Annotated in this window: 11 protein-coding genes, 1 tRNA gene and 1 pseudogene; 10 read left to right on the forward strand and 3 right to left on the reverse strand. The window is 46.1% G+C overall.

Annotation, left to right across the window (positions count from 1 at the left end; translation table 11 throughout):
- The first annotated feature begins 2 nt into the window (after positions 1–2).
- Positions 3–1,184, forward strand: coding sequence for a cystathionine beta-lyase (gene metC, locus M493_RS04030; protein ID WP_020959004.1), 1,182 nt, complete (start codon positions 3–5; stop codon positions 1,182–1,184).
- Between the two features lie 80 nt (positions 1,185–1,264).
- Here metC and M493_RS04035 read toward each other — a convergent pair whose 3' ends face one another.
- Both M493_RS04035 and M493_RS04040 read right to left on the reverse strand, forming a co-directional pair.
- Positions 1,265–1,474: a hypothetical protein gene (locus M493_RS04035; RefSeq protein ID WP_020959005.1), complete on the reverse strand. Its 210-nt coding sequence runs from the start codon at positions 1,472–1,474 to the stop codon at positions 1,265–1,267.
- Positions 1,475–1,490: 16 nt separating this feature from the next.
- Complete coding sequence (locus M493_RS04040; protein WP_020959006.1) at positions 1,491–1,931, reverse strand: hypothetical protein; 441 nt, start codon at positions 1,929–1,931, stop codon at positions 1,491–1,493.
- A gap of 270 nt (positions 1,932–2,201) precedes the next feature.
- On the opposite strand from M493_RS04040, the gene M493_RS04045 reads away from it, so the two are divergent.
- The 4 genes from M493_RS04045 to M493_RS04060 all read left to right on the forward strand — a co-directional run bounded on the left by M493_RS04045 (position 2,202) and on the right by M493_RS04060 (position 5,500).
- Positions 2,202–2,897: a glycosyltransferase family 2 protein gene (locus tag M493_RS04045; protein WP_020959007.1), complete on the forward strand. Its 696-nt coding sequence runs from the start codon at positions 2,202–2,204 to the stop codon at positions 2,895–2,897.
- A gap of 2 nt (positions 2,898–2,899) precedes the next feature.
- Positions 2,900–4,012 (forward strand): glycosyltransferase, encoded by a 1,113-nt coding sequence (locus tag M493_RS04050; protein ID WP_020959008.1) that lies wholly within the window; start codon positions 2,900–2,902, stop codon positions 4,010–4,012.
- Positions 4,012–5,070: a polysaccharide pyruvyl transferase family protein gene (locus tag M493_RS04055; protein ID WP_020959009.1), complete on the forward strand. Its 1,059-nt coding sequence runs from the start codon at positions 4,012–4,014 to the stop codon at positions 5,068–5,070. The genes M493_RS04050 and M493_RS04055 overlap by 1 nt, the downstream gene beginning before the upstream one ends.
- A 357-nt stretch (positions 5,071–5,427) precedes the next feature.
- A tRNA-Val gene (locus M493_RS04060) sits at positions 5,428–5,500 on the forward strand.
- Positions 5,501–5,630: 130 nt separating this feature from the next.
- Here M493_RS04060 and M493_RS19015 read toward each other — a convergent pair.
- Positions 5,631–5,810, reverse strand: a pseudogene (locus M493_RS19015) (tyrosine-type recombinase/integrase); the annotation flags it as partial.
- Positions 5,811–6,888: 1,078 nt separating this feature from the next.
- Between M493_RS19015 and M493_RS04065 the strand changes: the two are divergent.
- The 5 genes from M493_RS04065 (at position 6,889) to M493_RS04085 (ending at position 15,887) form a co-directional block, all read left to right on the forward strand.
- Complete coding sequence (locus M493_RS04065) at positions 6,889–8,829, forward strand: N-6 DNA methylase (RefSeq protein ID WP_020959011.1); 1,941 nt, start codon at positions 6,889–6,891, stop codon at positions 8,827–8,829.
- Positions 8,830–9,507, forward strand: a complete 678-nt coding sequence (locus tag M493_RS04070; RefSeq protein ID WP_020959012.1) for a hypothetical protein — start codon at positions 8,830–8,832, stop codon at positions 9,505–9,507.
- 246 nt (positions 9,508–9,753) lie between these two features.
- Complete coding sequence (gene hsdR / locus M493_RS04075; RefSeq protein WP_020959013.1) at positions 9,754–12,999, forward strand: type I restriction-modification system endonuclease; 3,246 nt, start codon at positions 9,754–9,756, stop codon at positions 12,997–12,999.
- Entirely contained in the window at positions 13,000–14,481 is a 1,482-nt protein-coding gene (locus tag M493_RS04080; protein WP_020959014.1) for a type I restriction-modification system subunit M, read from the forward strand.
- Positions 14,478–15,887 carry a restriction endonuclease subunit S gene (locus M493_RS04085; protein ID WP_020959015.1) on the forward strand — a complete coding sequence of 470 codons (1,410 nt, stop codon included), beginning with the start codon at positions 14,478–14,480 and terminating at the stop codon, positions 15,885–15,887. The genes M493_RS04080 and M493_RS04085 overlap by 4 nt, the downstream gene beginning before the upstream one ends.
- Positions 15,888–15,897 lie beyond the last annotated feature (10 nt).

The raw sequence follows: 15,897 nt of genomic DNA on the forward strand, positions 1-15,897 counted from the left end.
CGATGGAACGGGAATGGTCGTTTTCAACGAAACTGCTCCATAACGAATGGAAAGTCGACCGCGAAACGGGAGCGGTGAGTGTGCCGATCCAGCACGCCTCCACGTTCCATCAGTTTGATTTCGACGCGTTCGGCAAATACGACTACAGCCGCTCCGGCAACCCGACGCGCGAGGCGCTTGAGGAAGCGATCGCCGCCTTAGAAGGCGGCGTGCGCGGATTCGCCTTCGCCTCCGGCATGGCGGCCATCTCGACCGCGTTTTTGCTTTTGTCCAAAGGCGACCATGTGGTTGTGACCGAAGACGTCTACGGCGGCACGTATCGGATGGTCACGGAAGTGTTGAACCGGTTTGGCATCGAGCATACGTTTGTCGATATGACCGATTTGCATGCCGTGGCCGAAAACATCCGGCCGAACACGAAAGTCATTTATATGGAAACGCCGTCCAATCCGTTGTTAAAAGTGACCGACATTCAAGGCGTCGTCAAGCTGGCGAAGGCGCACGGCTGTTTGACGTTTCTCGACAACACGTTTATGACGCCGGCGCTGCAACGGCCGCTTGACCTTGGCGTCGACGTCGTCCTCCATAGCGCGACGAAGTTTTTAGCCGGCCATAGCGATGTCGTCGCCGGGCTGGCGGCTGTGAAGGATGAGGAATTAGGAAAACAGCTCTACAAGCTGCAAAACGCCTTTGGCGCCATCCTCGGCGTCCAAGACGCCTGGCTCGTGCTGCGCGGCATCAAAACGCTCCACGTCCGGCTGAAGCAGTCATCCGAATCCGCCCTAGCCATCGCCGAGTATTTGGCGCGCCACCCGAAAGTGGAAGAGGTGTACTATCCGGGGCTTTCGCACCACCCGGGCCATGCGGTTCAGCGCCAGCAGGCGGCCGGGTTTGGCGCCGTCTTGTCGTTCCGACTCGCCGATGAAGACGCAGCCCGGACGTTCGTCCGAAACGTCCGCCTGCCCGTGTTTGCTGTCAGCCTCGGAGCCGTCGAGTCGATTTTGTCATATCCGGCGAAAATGTCGCATGCGGCCATGCCGAAAGACGAACGGCTCCGCCGCGGCATTACCGACGGCTTGCTGAGGCTGAGCGTCGGGCTGGAAGATGTGAACGATTTGATCGCCGATTTCGAGCAGGCGCTGTCATATGTCAACGAACGGCCATCGGCCATCCCTGCGCGGTAACAACAAAGGTATGCACCGCTTTTAGGTGCATACCTTCGTTGTCGTCGTTCCGTCAGGGAAAGCCAAGCGGGAGCCGCCCGCTACACTTCCCGGACAAAATTGACAGCCGTCAGCGGAATGAGCACTGTCCGCGTTTCCCGCTCATATCCGCCTGCTTCCGCCTGAATCTCGATCGTTCCGTCCTCGACGTCGGTCAATTGTCCTTCAATCAAGTTGTTGTCCGTCGCGACTTGGAGCGTCTCTCCGATGAGGCGGCGGAGCTGCTCTTCGAATGTGGCCGCAAAGTCCATCGTTTCCTCCCTCCTTTCAGTCCAAACGGGCGACGGCTTGAATGCTGGCAAACGGAACATAAACGAACCGCCCGAGCGCATCTTCAAGCACGACATAATCAGTGCGGACGGCGATGACCGTGCCGGCCACCGGGCCGAAATTGACTGTGATTTCCACCCTTTCCCCAATTAAGTCCTCCAGCTCGTCGCCAATATCTTCCACGGGTGGCGCTCCTGTGCGCAGCTCGGCCAAAATGGCTTGCAACAGTTCCCGCTCATCTTCTAAAATGGCCCGCTGTTCCTGCTCCTCGTCAAGAATGCGGCGCAAAATCCGTTCGGTGTCGCCTCCGTGATCGGCGATGTCTTCTAATAAAGAGACAATCTGTTCAACAGTAGAGTCATCCAAGTCTAGCTTTTCAAGCCATTTGCGGATCTTTTTCAACTCTTTCGCTACTTCACGCAAACGTTTATGGCCCAACGCCTGTTCCTCCTTCCTTTTCTTTCGTTCGTTAACTACGTTATGCGCGATTCTTTCATTCGACACGGGTGCATATCCGGAGAAAAAAGAACGATTTTTTGAATTGGGGTGTAGGGAAAACGGTCGATTTTTGTCAGGAGAAACGGTGGATGAACGATAGGAAAAAAGATAGAAAGGAGGGGGTATATTCTACTGTTTTGCAAAAAAATCAGCGTTCGACTCTCACGATGAAGAAGAGAAATGGATATATAGTGAATGAGGTGATTGCTGATGGCGCCAGAGCGAAAAAAAGACTTCATCAGCGTCGTCATTCCGTGTTATAACGCATCGCGTTATATAGAAGACTGCCTAAATGGGCTAATCAAGCAAACGTATCGCCAGTTTGAGGCGATTATTGTCGACGATGGATCGGGCGATGGAAGCGAAGAAGCGGTGAAACGATGGATGAACGAACATTCCCCATTTTTCCCTATCGTTTATCTGAAGCTCCCGCGCAACGTCGGATTTGCCGGCGCGTTAACGGTCGGTTATTTTTTAAGCCAAGGCGAGTATATCGCCGTCCACGATGCTGATGACATTTCCCATCCTGAACGGTTTGAAAAACAACTTTCCTTTTTACACCGGCACCCGCACATCGCCTTAGTCGGCACGAATTACGCCGCCTTTCCCGACGGCCATTTCGAGCAAAAGACGCCCGCCAACTGGCTCGCGTACGGGCGCGACATCCGCCGCGTCTATGCGGAAGGAAAACATTGCATTTGCCATGGCACGATCATGTTTCGCGGCGGAGTGTTTGACCAACTCGGCGGGCCGACAAGGCGGATTCACGGGGCAGAAGATTATGAATTTATCGTCAAATTTTTAAACGCCAAGCTGGAAGTGGAAAATTTGCCTGACATTTTGTACTACTACCGCAGCCATCCGCAACAGCGCTCGCGCCAGTTTTATAAGAAGGGAGGGAGCTGACGATGCGCGTACTTCTCGTGCTTGATGGCCTTGACTTCGGCGGGACGGAAACGCACGCCTTCAGCTTGGCGAAGGAAATGGCAGCCCGCGGTGTTCATGTTGCTGTCGCCGCCCGCGGCGGGGCGCTGGCCAACCGCTTCGGGGAAGTGGGCTGTCCGCTGCACCTTATCGGTTTTCCAACGGCGATCGATATAGATGAACAACGGAAACAACAGCTGATTGAGCAACTTGAAGCGGTGATGAAGAAGGAAAACATCTCGATCGTTCACGCCCATCAAACCCCATCCGGCATCCTCGCCGCATTAGCGGCGCGCCGCCGCGGCATTCCGGTCGTCTTTACCGCCCATGGCACGTACTACCCGCCCGCCGAGCTGGAAGAAATGCTTCGTCTTGCCTCCGCCGCAATTGCTGTCAGCCCGCCGGTCGAGCGGCATATTGCCCCGCTCATTTCCAAACGGGTTCTCATCCCAAACGGCGTGGATATGAACGAATTTGCCCCGCGCGGCTGCGGAGGGCGGCAGGCGCTCGGCATCCCGGACGACGCTTTGGTCATCGTCTACAGCAGCCGTCTCGCCTGGGCGAAAGCTGGGATTTGTTTCATGTTTTTAAAAGCGTGCAAAGATTTGAAACGGCTGTTTCCGAACTTGCACGCCGTCGTGGTCGGGGACGGCCCGCGTTTTTCCGACGCGCAAAACCTAGTCCGCCTTATCCACCAAACGTGCCGCGAGTCGTTTCTCCATCTCGTTGGCGAACAACGCGATATGGCTTTCTATTACTCGCTTGCTGATGCCGTCGTCGGCACCGGACGCGTCGCTTTAGAAGCCATGGCATGCGGCAAACCGGTGCTCGCCGCCGGCAACCACGGCTACTTCGGCATTGTCGAACCGAGCCATTACGCCGAAGCGTGGGAATGTTACTTCGGCGATCACGGCTCGCGTCAAGGGTGCAGCCGCTATCTTCTTTCTCAAGATTTAAAACGGCTGCTTTCTTCATCGTCTGATCGCGAGCAACTCGGCCAGGCCGGGCGGGAGTGGGTAAGGCAGCAGTTTTATATCAAAACGTGTGTTGATCAAGTGCTTGACGTCTATGCATCCTTATTGAAAGGGGAATCGTGATGATGAAACATGTGCTGTACATCGGCTGGCTCGGCTTTCACAACGTTGGCGATGAGCTGTTATGGAACCTTTTTGCTGCCTATGCCCGCCAATACGCCCCCGACGTCCGCATCACGCCGTCCACACCTACGGTCAACTGGAAAGACATTAGCCCGTACGACGCTGTTGTGCTCGGCGGCGGGTCGCTGTTGCTGCCGGGGTATATGGCCGTGTTGCATGAGGCGCATGAAGCGGGAAAACCAATATGGATATGGGGAAGCGGCATCGACTGGATCGGCCCGAGCGCGACCGCCGCGTTGCTTGCGGGCGCTAACCCCGCGCTCGGCAGCCATTTCTCCGCCAACGACGCCGAGCGGTTCCGCACCGTCCTCGCCGCGGCCGCCTTCGCCGGCATCCGCGGCCCGCTCAGCGAAGCGGCATTGCAAACGCTAGGCGCCTGCTCTTCAAACGTCCGCGTCATCGGTGATCCCGGGCTGTTGTTAGCGCCGCCTGCCCAAGCTGAACCGCCAAATAAAGAAAAAACGATCGGCCTCAACTGGGGGACGACATACAACCGCCTTTTCGGCCAAAACGAAGCGCTCGTCGAAGACACCCTCGCCCGCGCCGCGAAAATGTGGATCGCCAACGGCTATCGCATTTATTTGTACACCGTCTGGCCGAACGACCGCCCCGCCTGCGAGCGGCTATACCGGAAAATCAACTGCCCCGAGCGCGTCACCTTCGACCGTGCGCCATACAACGAACAACAGCTGCTGCACCTTCTCCGCCCGTTCACCGCCACCGTCAATTTCAAACTCCACGCCAACGTCCTGTCCCTGGCCGCCGGCGTCCCCGCCGTCATGCTCGGCTACCGGTTCAAAGTGTTCGACTTCGCCGCCTCCATCGGCCTTGAGCGTTGCGTCGTTTCGACCGCAAGCCCGCAGCTCGAAACGGATTTGCTTGAAACCGTCGCCTTTGCCGAAGACCAACAACACCGCATCATCGCCCAATACGAAACCGCCCGCCGCCGCTATGTTCCGCTCTTGCTCGAACCGTTCAAACGCGGGCTGTTTCTTTAACAGATTTCCGAAAGAAGTCTCCCGCCTCAAGGAACGCGAAGGGGGCAACCGAGTGAGCAGGTGGGAGAGAAATGTCGGGTGGCGTTCGCCAACGAATATGATCGAAGATGGTGAGAACGGACATCTTCGGAGCGAAGGGAAGCGTAAAGGGTCCTTGTGTGCGGCTTGCCGTTCGGCGAACAAGCACGAGTCGCTTGAAGCCCTGCCTTTAAGCAAAGCGTAGGTGGCGGGTAGTTCACGGGGAAGGCCTCTTCCCCTTTTTCAACATGAACAGCGATTTTTTTAAAAAAAGTTGTTGACAATGTATAGGCCCGTCTATATAATAAAAAATGTGTTCGATAGCGGACAGCAAAATATGATTCCGTAGCTCAGCTGGGAGAGCGCCACCTTGACAGGGTGGAGGTCGCTGGTTCGAGCCCAGTCGGAATCACTAAAATGAGAGGCTTGAAATCCTTGCGTATCAAGGGTTTCAAGCTTTTTCGTTTTATTGGCAATTGTGTTGCAATCTCCGTGATTTAAAAACTTGCACAAAACTTGCACCTTTAGTCAACTAAAGGATTTTAACTCTGTTTTAACAGGGCATTTTCAAATTTCTCTGCCGCTTGCTCTTGTAAATCATCGCTGACATGTGAGTATAAATCTAAAGTTATACCAACGCGAGAATGTCCCAGCCGCTCGCTAACCACTTTTGGATTTTCTCCTTGCTGCATTAAGATGGTTGCATGTGTATGCCGCAAATCGCATTCCTGTGAAAATCGCAAGAAGGTAAGGGATCTATAGAGCTATCTTTAATCAGATTCAGAAATCGATTTACCTCATCTACTGTCCATGTTATTTTTTCTTCACTTTAAAAAAGGGTATTCGGATCATCTGGTGGAATACAATTTAGGTTTAGTTATCCCCTAGTGTTTTGTTACACTATTTTTTTCGAACTGTGCAACAAGTTATTCCGATATTATGGGTAGTCCTATGATAGAATTAAATTACATTCTTAGGACGGTGACATTTATGAAAGAGTTTTTATCTAGTTTTTTACTTATTACCAGTTGGCTTATATTTGCAATAAGTGGATACCTATTTATTTGGACAATCTTCTTCGTTTATGCCATTGTACCAGCCTTTTTGAGTTTAGCTGTTGGCTTATTCTGCTTTTATTGCTCAAAGAAGCTGGACAGTAACATCAAAAAGAATTCTTAAAATCCCCCTATGTCGCAGTATGTGTCTACTTTATATAATTCCGAAATTAACGGTTTTCACCCCTTAATCTGAAGAACCAAAAAAGTAGAGAAAATGGGTTAAAATGTTTTGTCTAGAGGTTTTGAAAACCTAATTAGATACAGGAGAATAGTTAAGTCCTAGTTAGTGATTGAGAGTTTTATCTATAAATGTGGAAGTAGGTACCGTCAAAAGTTCTATGAAAACTCCATACAGATCATCGCATTGAGCATCGTGAGGCATCCTGGGAGCCGGATTCACCCTTGACCAACACCCGCCAAAGGTGCGGAAGAGTCGTCAAGGGCGGCGGGGACAAAAAAGAAGGCATAGGAAAGCCGCCCTTGCCATGGCCGAATTTTACTTTTTTGGGGGGATTGTATTAAAACTAAAAAGGAATTAAAAATACCCTTTACAAAAATTTCATTGTATGTTATATTAAAAACGCAGGGATGGTCAACCATAAGTTACTTCATTAAATAATGAGTAATGTCTTTGAAGACAATCCTTGCGACAATGGAATTATTGAATAAGGAAGTTTCTTTTTTGTATTAAAATTAAAAAAGGAATTAATAATACTTTATTTAAAAATTAGGAGGTAAAATAATGAGCCGCGACAAAGCGTTGCAATTTATTCATGAATTAGAAAATCAATTTAATAAGAAAGAAATTGAAGCGGAAAAAGGATTAACAGTCGAATTATTAAAGCTGCATACTCTGTTTTTTGCCATGGAGAATGAAAAATATGGTGAGAAGTTCACAAACATCATAACAAGGGAAGAACTTAAAAATCGCGGCGGAAATGTAAAAGAGACCATCCAATCTTTATACCGTATGCTTGAAAGTATAGAGCCTTCACTCTCTGGCGTGTTTCTTAACGATACATTCAAGAACATCGAGGAAACCACTCTTTATAAATTAGTGGTTCTTCTTGAACGATATGGATTAACGAAAACGGAGTATCAACATAGCGAGGCTACGGCAGTTTTTTTTGAAACATTAATAAAAGAGCTGCTTGCGTCCTCAAAAGGTTATGACTTCACACCTGATGGTCTGTCACAGCTAATGATTCAGGCATTAAAGCCAACCACGGGATCCGTATATGACGGAACTGCTGGAATTGCAAATATACTGGTTGATGCTTACCGATACGCTAAAGGCAAAGGAAAAGATATTACTGTTTATGGACAAGAGATTAATGAGGAGTTATATGTTATTGGCAAGCTGAATTTGTTTGTCAATCATATCTTGCCAGAACAGGGGGATATGAAATTAGGTGATACCATTCGTGACCCGAAATGGCTTGAAAATGGGCGTCTGATGCAATTTGACTATATTATGATGAATTTCCCATTCGGTTTAAGAGATTGGGGATATGAGTTTGCCATCAATGACCCTTATCATCGATTTGAATTATATGATCTTCCATCTAAATCACAAGGAGATTATTCCTTTATATTACATGCATTGGCGTCTTTAAATCAGGAAGGGAAAGCGGCATTAATCGTTCCTTTTGGAACACTGGTTAGAGGTGCGGCAGAAAGAAAAATTCGCTCCATCTTATTAAAAGACGATGTAATCGAAAGCATTGTTTCCCTTCCAAACAATTTATTTAGCGGAACGGGTATTCAGGTGGCGCTTCTTCTATTGAATAAACATAAACCAAGCCACAAAAAAGGCAAAGTGCAATTCATTAATGCCGAAGGGGATTATGAGCGGACAAGAACACAGAAATATTTGACTTCCAAACATGTCCAGAAAATCATTGAAACGCTCGAGGAATATGAAAACAAAGAAAAATACTCACGCATTGTTGCTATAGATGAAATTGCCGAAAATAATTGGGACTTAAACCCATCCTTATACTTCATTCATGTGGAACTGGACACAGAATTCGGCAAGATCGTCTTTAATAAGAAAAAATACGAAAGCGAAGCGGAAAAACTTGTGCAGATCGGGGATATTGCGGAGGTCATCCGCGGCGTGAATCTTCCAACCCGTAGACAAATCGAAAGTGCAGACGGGGAGTTATTCCCTGTTATTCAAATACGAGATATCGAAAATGGAGAAATACGATTTGAAACCATTGATGAATTTCCGATTCAAACAAGAGATGTACAGCGTGTTACCGCACAGCCGGGGGACATTTTAGTGTCAAGCAGGGGAACCCAACAGAAAATTGCCATTGTTCCGGAATACGACGGAACGATTTTAGTATCGAATATGTTTATTATCATTCGCCTTCATTCTACGAAAGAAGTCGATCCTGTCTACGTCAAACGTTTCTTAGAAAGTCCGATTGGTCAATACTTTTTTGAAGCTCATCAAAGCGGATCCATTGCAACGGTTCTAACTCCAAATGATATTCGTTCCATTGAGTTGCCTTTGCTTCCTATTGAGCAGCAACAGGAGATGATTAGACAACTGGAAGAAGCAGATGAATTAATTCGCAAAGCTTATGAAGAGAGGAAGCAAAAATACTTTGATGCTTATCAAAAGTTTGGCATCGGAGCTTTTATCCGACCAATGACAAAGCAGGGGGAATGAGTGTTGAAAAAGAAACTTCTTCTTGAATTAAGAAATAGTCTAAGAAGACGAGGATTTTGGGTGGACGTAGTAGATGAAGAATTAGTTTTGGATGTATGGTATTCAAAATCCAACTTCATCGAAATGGTCAGTTTATTAACAGCATTACAAATAGGCGTTAGCATTGGCGAACAAGGGATTCGGCTGAAGCCGAATACCCTTGTTTCGGATGAACTATTCCAGCAAATAGAGTTTTTTCATCGACAAGGATGGAACTGGTTTTCTGTTTTCAGACCACAAGAAGTCCCAGTTGCATGGAATCATAATCCAGACAATGACCTCTCTATATTGGATTTGGATAGCGGCATTGCTAGTCTAGTATTTGCATTAAATAAAGTCGGGTTATATACTTCTATGAGTTGTGACGGCCATGGGCAAAGAGAGCCAAACATCTGGCTACGCAGACAGGATCATGCTGAAACAATCCGGGACATACTTATGGAAGCTAATCAACAAGTCAGTTTTGCGTATGATTGGGAAATAAAGAAAGGATATAGAAATATTGCGCTAACTGCAAAGAGACGTTTATCCAACGATAAATGGGATGTGGAGAAAATACAGGACGATGCATTAGCTTTATCAGAATATATTTATAAAAACTATTCTGCATCTGATGGTAAGAAGTTGAAGTTGTTATAATAGAGTTTCTTAAGGAGTAGGGAATGCGATGATGTATAAAAGTTTGCCTAGTGGCTGTCGAACTCAGATCAGAGACACCCCATCTATCTTGCATTACACAAAATTCTTGATGGTGCTATAAGAGTAATGTAAATTTCATGATAAAATAGAACTATGATAATTTCTTTCAGGCAATAATGTATTGGCAAATATTTATTAAGTATTAGACTGAGTGCGCAGAGAAATATGTATGGGTGAGGTGTGTATATGTTACACAATTTTCGTTTCTTAGAAGAAAAATGGGAAATTCTCGCCCGTGTTGGGGAAACGGCGGAACGGAATGTATATCAAAATCCAAACGTGACGATTAGTGAGTTGAGAAAATTTGCGGAAACGATTACAAAATATATTTTAGCTTTAGAAGAAATTCGGGAAGAACGGGGAACTGATCAGCAAGAACGTCTAAGAGTTCTGTTTTACGAGCAAATTATCCCGAAAGAAATATATGACTTATTTACGGTTATTCGGTTGAAAGGGAATGAAGCGGTACATAATCCGGGTTATGGAGAAGTAAACGAAGCAAAAGCTTTATTGCATATGGCGTTCCGCATAGCCGTTTGGTTTATGGAAGTGTATGGCGATTGGTCATTCCAAGCTCCAGAGTATATTGAACCGACACCACAAGCATCTATATCAGCGGATGAGTTGGATCATGTCGTCAAGTCATACGAAGAAAAGCTTGCTCAATTGAAAACAGAGCTTGAAAAGATACGGAAAGAACAGCTATATATTAGCAGTGAAGAAAAGCAAAAACGACGTGAATTCTCTCAACGCGCCGTCGCTAACTTTGAATTGACAGAGGCAGAAACCCGTATTCTTATTGACCAACAGTTACGGGATGCTGGATGGGAGGCTGACTCTGAAAAATTACGGTTTTCTAAAGGAGCTCGTCCGGAAAAGGGACGAAACATGGCCATCGCGGAATGGCCTTTAAAACGCGGTTACGCCGATTACGCACTATTTATTGGCCTTGAACTAGTGGGAATCATTGAGGCGAAACGCGCCAGCAAAGATATTCCATCCGACATTGAACAAGCAAAAGAATATGCAAAATTAGTCGTTCGACATGGTGATGAAGTGATCCATGAACCGTGGGGAGATTACTTTGTCCCATTTCTCTTTGCGACAAATGGGCGGCCATATTTAAAACAGCTCGAACAAAAATCAGGCATTTGGTTTTTAGATGCCCGAAAATCGACGAACCATCCACGCCCGCTGCAAGGTTGGTACACTCCTCGCGGGTTAAAAAAATTGTTGGAGCAAGATATCGAACGTTCGGAACAATTTTTGCGTGGTGAAAAATTTGGTTATCTGAAATTAAGACCTTACCAAGTGAAAGCCATTCAAGCCGTTGAAAAAGCACTGGAAGAGAAAAAACGCAGCATTTTAATCGCAATGGCAACCGGAACAGGAAAAACGCGAATGGCGATCGGCCTCATTTACCGATTGCTCAAAGCAAAGCGGTTTCACCGAATTTTATTCCTTGTTGACCGAAAAGCGCTAGCGGAACAAGCGGAAAGTGCTTTTAAAGAAAGCAAGATGGAAAGTTTCCATACGTTCACCGAAATTTATAGCTTACAATCGTTGTACGATCAAAAACCAGATGACGAAACGAAAGTGCATATCGCTACCGTACAAGGGATGCTAAAACGAATTTTTTATAACGACCGCCCGGAAGACATCCCGCCGGTGGATCAATATGACTGCATCATTGTGGACGAAGCCCATCGCGGCTATACGTTAGATAAAGAAATGGATGAGGTGGAACTGCAATTTAGGGATCATCAAGACTATGTCAGCAAATACCGCAAAGTGCTCGATTATTTTGATGCCGTCCGCATCGGGTTGACGGCGACGCCAGCACTCCATACGACGGAGATCTTTGGTCCGCCTGTCTTCACGTATTCTTACCGGGAAGCGGTAGTGGATGGCTATTTAGTCGACCATGAACCCCCGTATCAATTTGAAACGGTGTTGAAAAAAGAAGGGATAACGTGGGCGAAAGGGGAAACGGTCGATGTGTATGACACGGTGACAGGAACGATTTCTCAAGAGTATTTAGAAGACGAAGTCAATATTGATGTGTCTCAGTTTAACACAAAAGTCATTACGGAAAGCTTTAATCGTGTCATCATTCGTGAATTGACGAAATATATTTCTCCGGATGATGAAGGAAAAACGTTAATTTTTGCTGCCACTGATGATCATGCCGACTTAGTCGTTCGCCTTTTAAAAGAAGAGTTCGAAAAACTATACGGTGAAGTCGAAGACAACGCGGTGATGAAAATTACCGGTTCGATTAAAGATCCTTCCGGTGCGATCCGCCGTTTTAAAAACGAAAAATATCCAACAATTGTCGTTACGGTTGATTTGCTGACGACGGGTGTGGACGTGCCGGCGATTACGAATCTTGTTTTCTTACGGCGTGTTCGCTCGCGCATTCTGTATGAACAAATGTTAGGACGCGCGACGAGAAGATGCGAAGAAATCCAAAAAGACCATTTTAAAATTTTTGATGCGGTTGGGATTTATGAATCTTTAAAACCATATACAAGCATGAAGCCGGTCGTGACGCGCCCGAATATTTCACTGACGCAATTAGTCGAAGAATTAGAGGGGCTAGAAAAAACGGAACATCTTCAATATCAAAAAGAACAAATGATTGCCAAAATCCAGCGGAAAAAGCGGAAATGGTCCGATCGGCAGCACCAAGACTTTAAAGTGCTGTCCGGTGGCAAAACGGTCGATGAGTTTATCGATTGGGTAAAAAGCTTGCAGCCGGATGAATTACCTGTACAATTAAAAGAGTACAAGTCGATGTTCCGTTATATGGATGAAAATCGCTACCGGGAAAATAAGCAATATATTTCTAAACATGAGGATAAACTGATTGCGGTAAAACGCGGATACGGAAACGCGGAAAAGCCAGATGACTACTTGCAATCGTTCGGCGAATTTATTCGCAACAATATGAATAAAATCCCGGCTTTAATGATTGTTTGCCAACGACCAACCGAGTTAACAAGAGAAGAACTGAAAAAGCTGCTGCTCGAACTAGACCAAAAAGGCTTTTCCGAGAAAAAACTGCAAGCGGCATGGCGTGAAGCGAAAAACGAAGACATCGCGGCGGACATCATCGCCTTCATTCGCCAGCAAGCGCTAGGCGACCCGCTCATTAGCCATGAAGAACGAATTAAAAACGCCATGAAAAAAATTTACCAAATGAAAGCATGGCCGCCGGTGCAAAAGAAATGGCTCGAACGCATTGAAAAGCAATTACTGCAAGAATATGTTCTTCATCCAGATCCGGAAAAAGCGTTTGAATATGAGCCATTTAAAAGCCACGGAGGCTTTAAACAATTAAATAAAATTTTCGACGGACAATTAGATCACATCGTTCGGGAAATTAATTACAACTTATACAACTATCATTCTAAGAAGGAGCAAGCGTAGATGAACAACAGAGAAATCGTCCAAAAGCTATGGAATTTATGTAACGTGCTTCGTGATGACGGCATTACTTATCATCAATACGTGACAGAGCTAACGTATTTGTTGTTCTTAAAAATGATGAAAGAAACCGGTCAAGAATATATCATTCCAGAAAAATATCGCTGGGATTCGTTAGTAGAAAAAGACGGGATTGAACTAAAAGAGCATTATCAACAGTTGTTACTTGATTTAGGGAAAGAGGAAAATGAATTATTAAAACAAATTTATACGGACGCGACATCGAATATTAGAGAACCAAAGAACCTAGAAAAAATTATTCAATCGATTAATGAATTAGATTGGTATAACGCAAAGCAAGAAGGTTTAGGCGATTTGTACGAAGGACTGTTAGAAAAGAACGCGAGTGAAGTCAAATCAGGAGCGGGGCAATATTTTACGCCTCGCGTCCTTATTGATGTTATTGTAGAACTTGTGAATCCACAGCCGGGAGAACGTTGTCACGACCCGGCTGCTGGAACGTTCGGTTTTATGATTGCGGCGGACCGTCATGTTCGGGAGCAAACGGATGATTATTTTGATTTGTCACAAGAAGAAATCGAGTTCCAAAAATATAAAGCTTTCTCAGGAGTGGAGCTTGTCAGGGATACGCATCGCTTAGCGGTCATGAATGCGTTGCTGCACGATATTCATGGAGAAATCTTGTTAGGCGATACCCTCTCATCACTTGGTGAAAGTTTGAAAAATTATGATGTGATTTTAACGAATCCGCCGTTTGGAACGAAAAAAGGCGGGGAGCGGGCAACACGAACAGACTTTACCTTTACAACATCAAACAAACAGCTGAATTTCTTGCAACATATTTACAGAGCTTTAAAACCGAATGGAAAAGCACGAGCCGCTGTTGTTGTACCTGACAACGTATTGTTTGAAGGCGGAGTTGGCGCCGACATTCGTCGCGACTTGATGGATAAATGCAACTTGCATACGATTTTACGCTTGCCGACCGGCATTTTCTACGCCCAAGGGGTGAAAACGAACGTCTTATTTTTCACCCGCGGGAAAACAGATGTCGGCAATACGAAAGAAGTATGGGTGTACGATTTACGGACGAACATGCCTTCCTTCGGTAAACGGAATCCGTTGACGAAAGAACATTTTGAAGGATTTATCAAGGCCTACACGGCAGAAGACCGCCGTAAAGTCAACGACGAACGGTGGAACGTCTTCACCCGCGACGACATCGCCAAAAAAGGCGACACGCTCGACATCGGATTGATCGCCGACGAATCGCTGTCCGTCTACGACAATTTGCCCGACCCGATCGACTCCGCCGAAGAAGCGGTGGAAAAGCTGGAGCTTGCCATCTCGCTGCTTCAAGACGTGATCGCTGAATTGAAAGCGGCCGAACACTCGCCCCGCTACGAACCTACGAAAAACGAAACGCTCAAAGTCGCTGAACAATCCGGAGTGTGGGAACGATGAGCAAGGCGAAACGACCATCCATCGAACAACTGCTCGAAGAAGCACTCGTGCCAAAAGACGAACAGCCGTACGAAGTACCGGGGAATTGGGTGTGGGTGAGGTTGGGAGCTATATTTGAACAGGAAAAAGAACAAATTCAGCCAACTGGGGCAGAAAAATATATCGGTTTAGAACATTTACTCAGTGGAGGTGGCATCGTTGAAGTAGGTGATACACAAGGGTTAAAAAGTAAAAAAGTTGTATTTAAAAAAGGGGACGTATTGTATGGTAAGTTACGTCCCTACCTCAACAAACATACAGTTGTGGATTTTGAAGGGGTAGCTTCGACAGATATTATTGTATTCCGAAGCCGATACTTAGTATTAAATAAACTCCTAGACATTTTTCTTGGGTTACCATACGTAATAAAATATGCGAACGAAAATAGCAATGGAATAAATTTACCTAGGATTTCCCCTAAAGCTATGTCAAACCTTCCGTTTCCACTGTCACCGTTAAACGAACAAAAACGCATCACCGACAAAATCGAGCGGCTGTTTGCGAAAATTGACGAGGCGAAGCGGTTGATTGAGGAAGTGAAGGAGTCGATTGAGCGAAGACGGGCGGCGGTTTTGGACAAGGCGTTTCGGGGACAGCTAGGGACAAATGACCCGAGCGAGAAAAGTATATTAGCAATGTCTGACGATCTAAGTGAAAAAGACGTTATTCCAAAAGAACAATGGCCTTATGAGGTGCCGGGGAATTGGACGTGGACCAAGCTAAAATCATGTTTGAGAAGATTGCAATATGGATACACAGCAGCATCGTCGATTTTGGCGGAAGGACCGAAGTATCTGCGTATAACGGATATACAAAATGACAATGTTGATTGGGAAGCAGTCCCATACTGTAAAATAGACAAGAAACTACTAGGGAAATATCAACTGAATAAAGGAGATATCGTTATTGCAAGAACAGGAGCAACTACTGGAAAAAGTTTTTTGATTAATGACGTGCCATTTTGTTCTGTTTTTGCTTCTTATTTAATTCGATTGACGACGAATGATAATTTGAACCCATACTACCTATGGAATTATTTAAAAAGCTCAATGTATTGGAAGCAGATCACTATTGTAAAAAAGGGAATCGCTCAACCGGGAGCCAATGCTCGGATTATCGGAGAGCTTATCGTTCCCCTGCCTCCTGTTTCGGAACAAAAACGCATCGCCGAGAAACTCGACAGCTTATTAGAGAAATTGGAGAATGAAAAACAACTCGTTTTGGCCGTGGAAGAAAAACTTGATTTATTGAAACAATCCATTCTCCACAAAGCCTTCCGCGGGGAACTTGGCACAAATGATCCCAACGACGAACACGCGGTCGAGTTGTTAAAAGAAGTATTGTGTTCATCAGGCGGACAGCGGTGATGCTGTTCGC

It is taken from the genome of Geobacillus genomosp. 3 (assembly GCF_000445995.2).
Classification (GTDB): domain Bacteria; phylum Bacillota; class Bacilli; order Bacillales; family Anoxybacillaceae; genus Geobacillus.

Bases quoted from the DNA above. Each gene is read 5' to 3' on its own strand.
- hsdR (WP_020959013.1), top strand. From the start codon at position 9,754: ATGTTACACAATTTTCGTTTCTTAGAAGAAAAATGGGAAATTCTCGCC.
- M493_RS04080 (WP_020959014.1), top strand. From the start codon at position 13,000: ATGAACAACAGAGAAATCGTCCAAAAGCTATGGAATTTATGTAACGTG.
- M493_RS04055 (WP_020959009.1), top strand. From the start codon at position 4,012: ATGATGAAACATGTGCTGTACATCGGCTGGCTCGGCTTTCACAACGTT.
- M493_RS04045 (WP_020959007.1), top strand. From the start codon at position 2,202: ATGGCGCCAGAGCGAAAAAAAGACTTCATCAGCGTCGTCATTCCGTGT.
- M493_RS04050 (WP_020959008.1), top strand. From the start codon at position 2,900: ATGCGCGTACTTCTCGTGCTTGATGGCCTTGACTTCGGCGGGACGGAA.
- M493_RS04035 (WP_020959005.1), bottom strand. From the start codon at position 1,474: ATGGACTTTGCGGCCACATTCGAAGAGCAGCTCCGCCGCCTCATCGGA.
- metC (WP_020959004.1), top strand. From the start codon at position 3: ATGGAACGGGAATGGTCGTTTTCAACGAAACTGCTCCATAACGAATGG.
- M493_RS04085 (WP_020959015.1), top strand. From the start codon at position 14,478: ATGAGCAAGGCGAAACGACCATCCATCGAACAACTGCTCGAAGAAGCA.
- M493_RS04065 (WP_020959011.1), top strand. From the start codon at position 6,889: ATGAGCCGCGACAAAGCGTTGCAATTTATTCATGAATTAGAAAATCAA.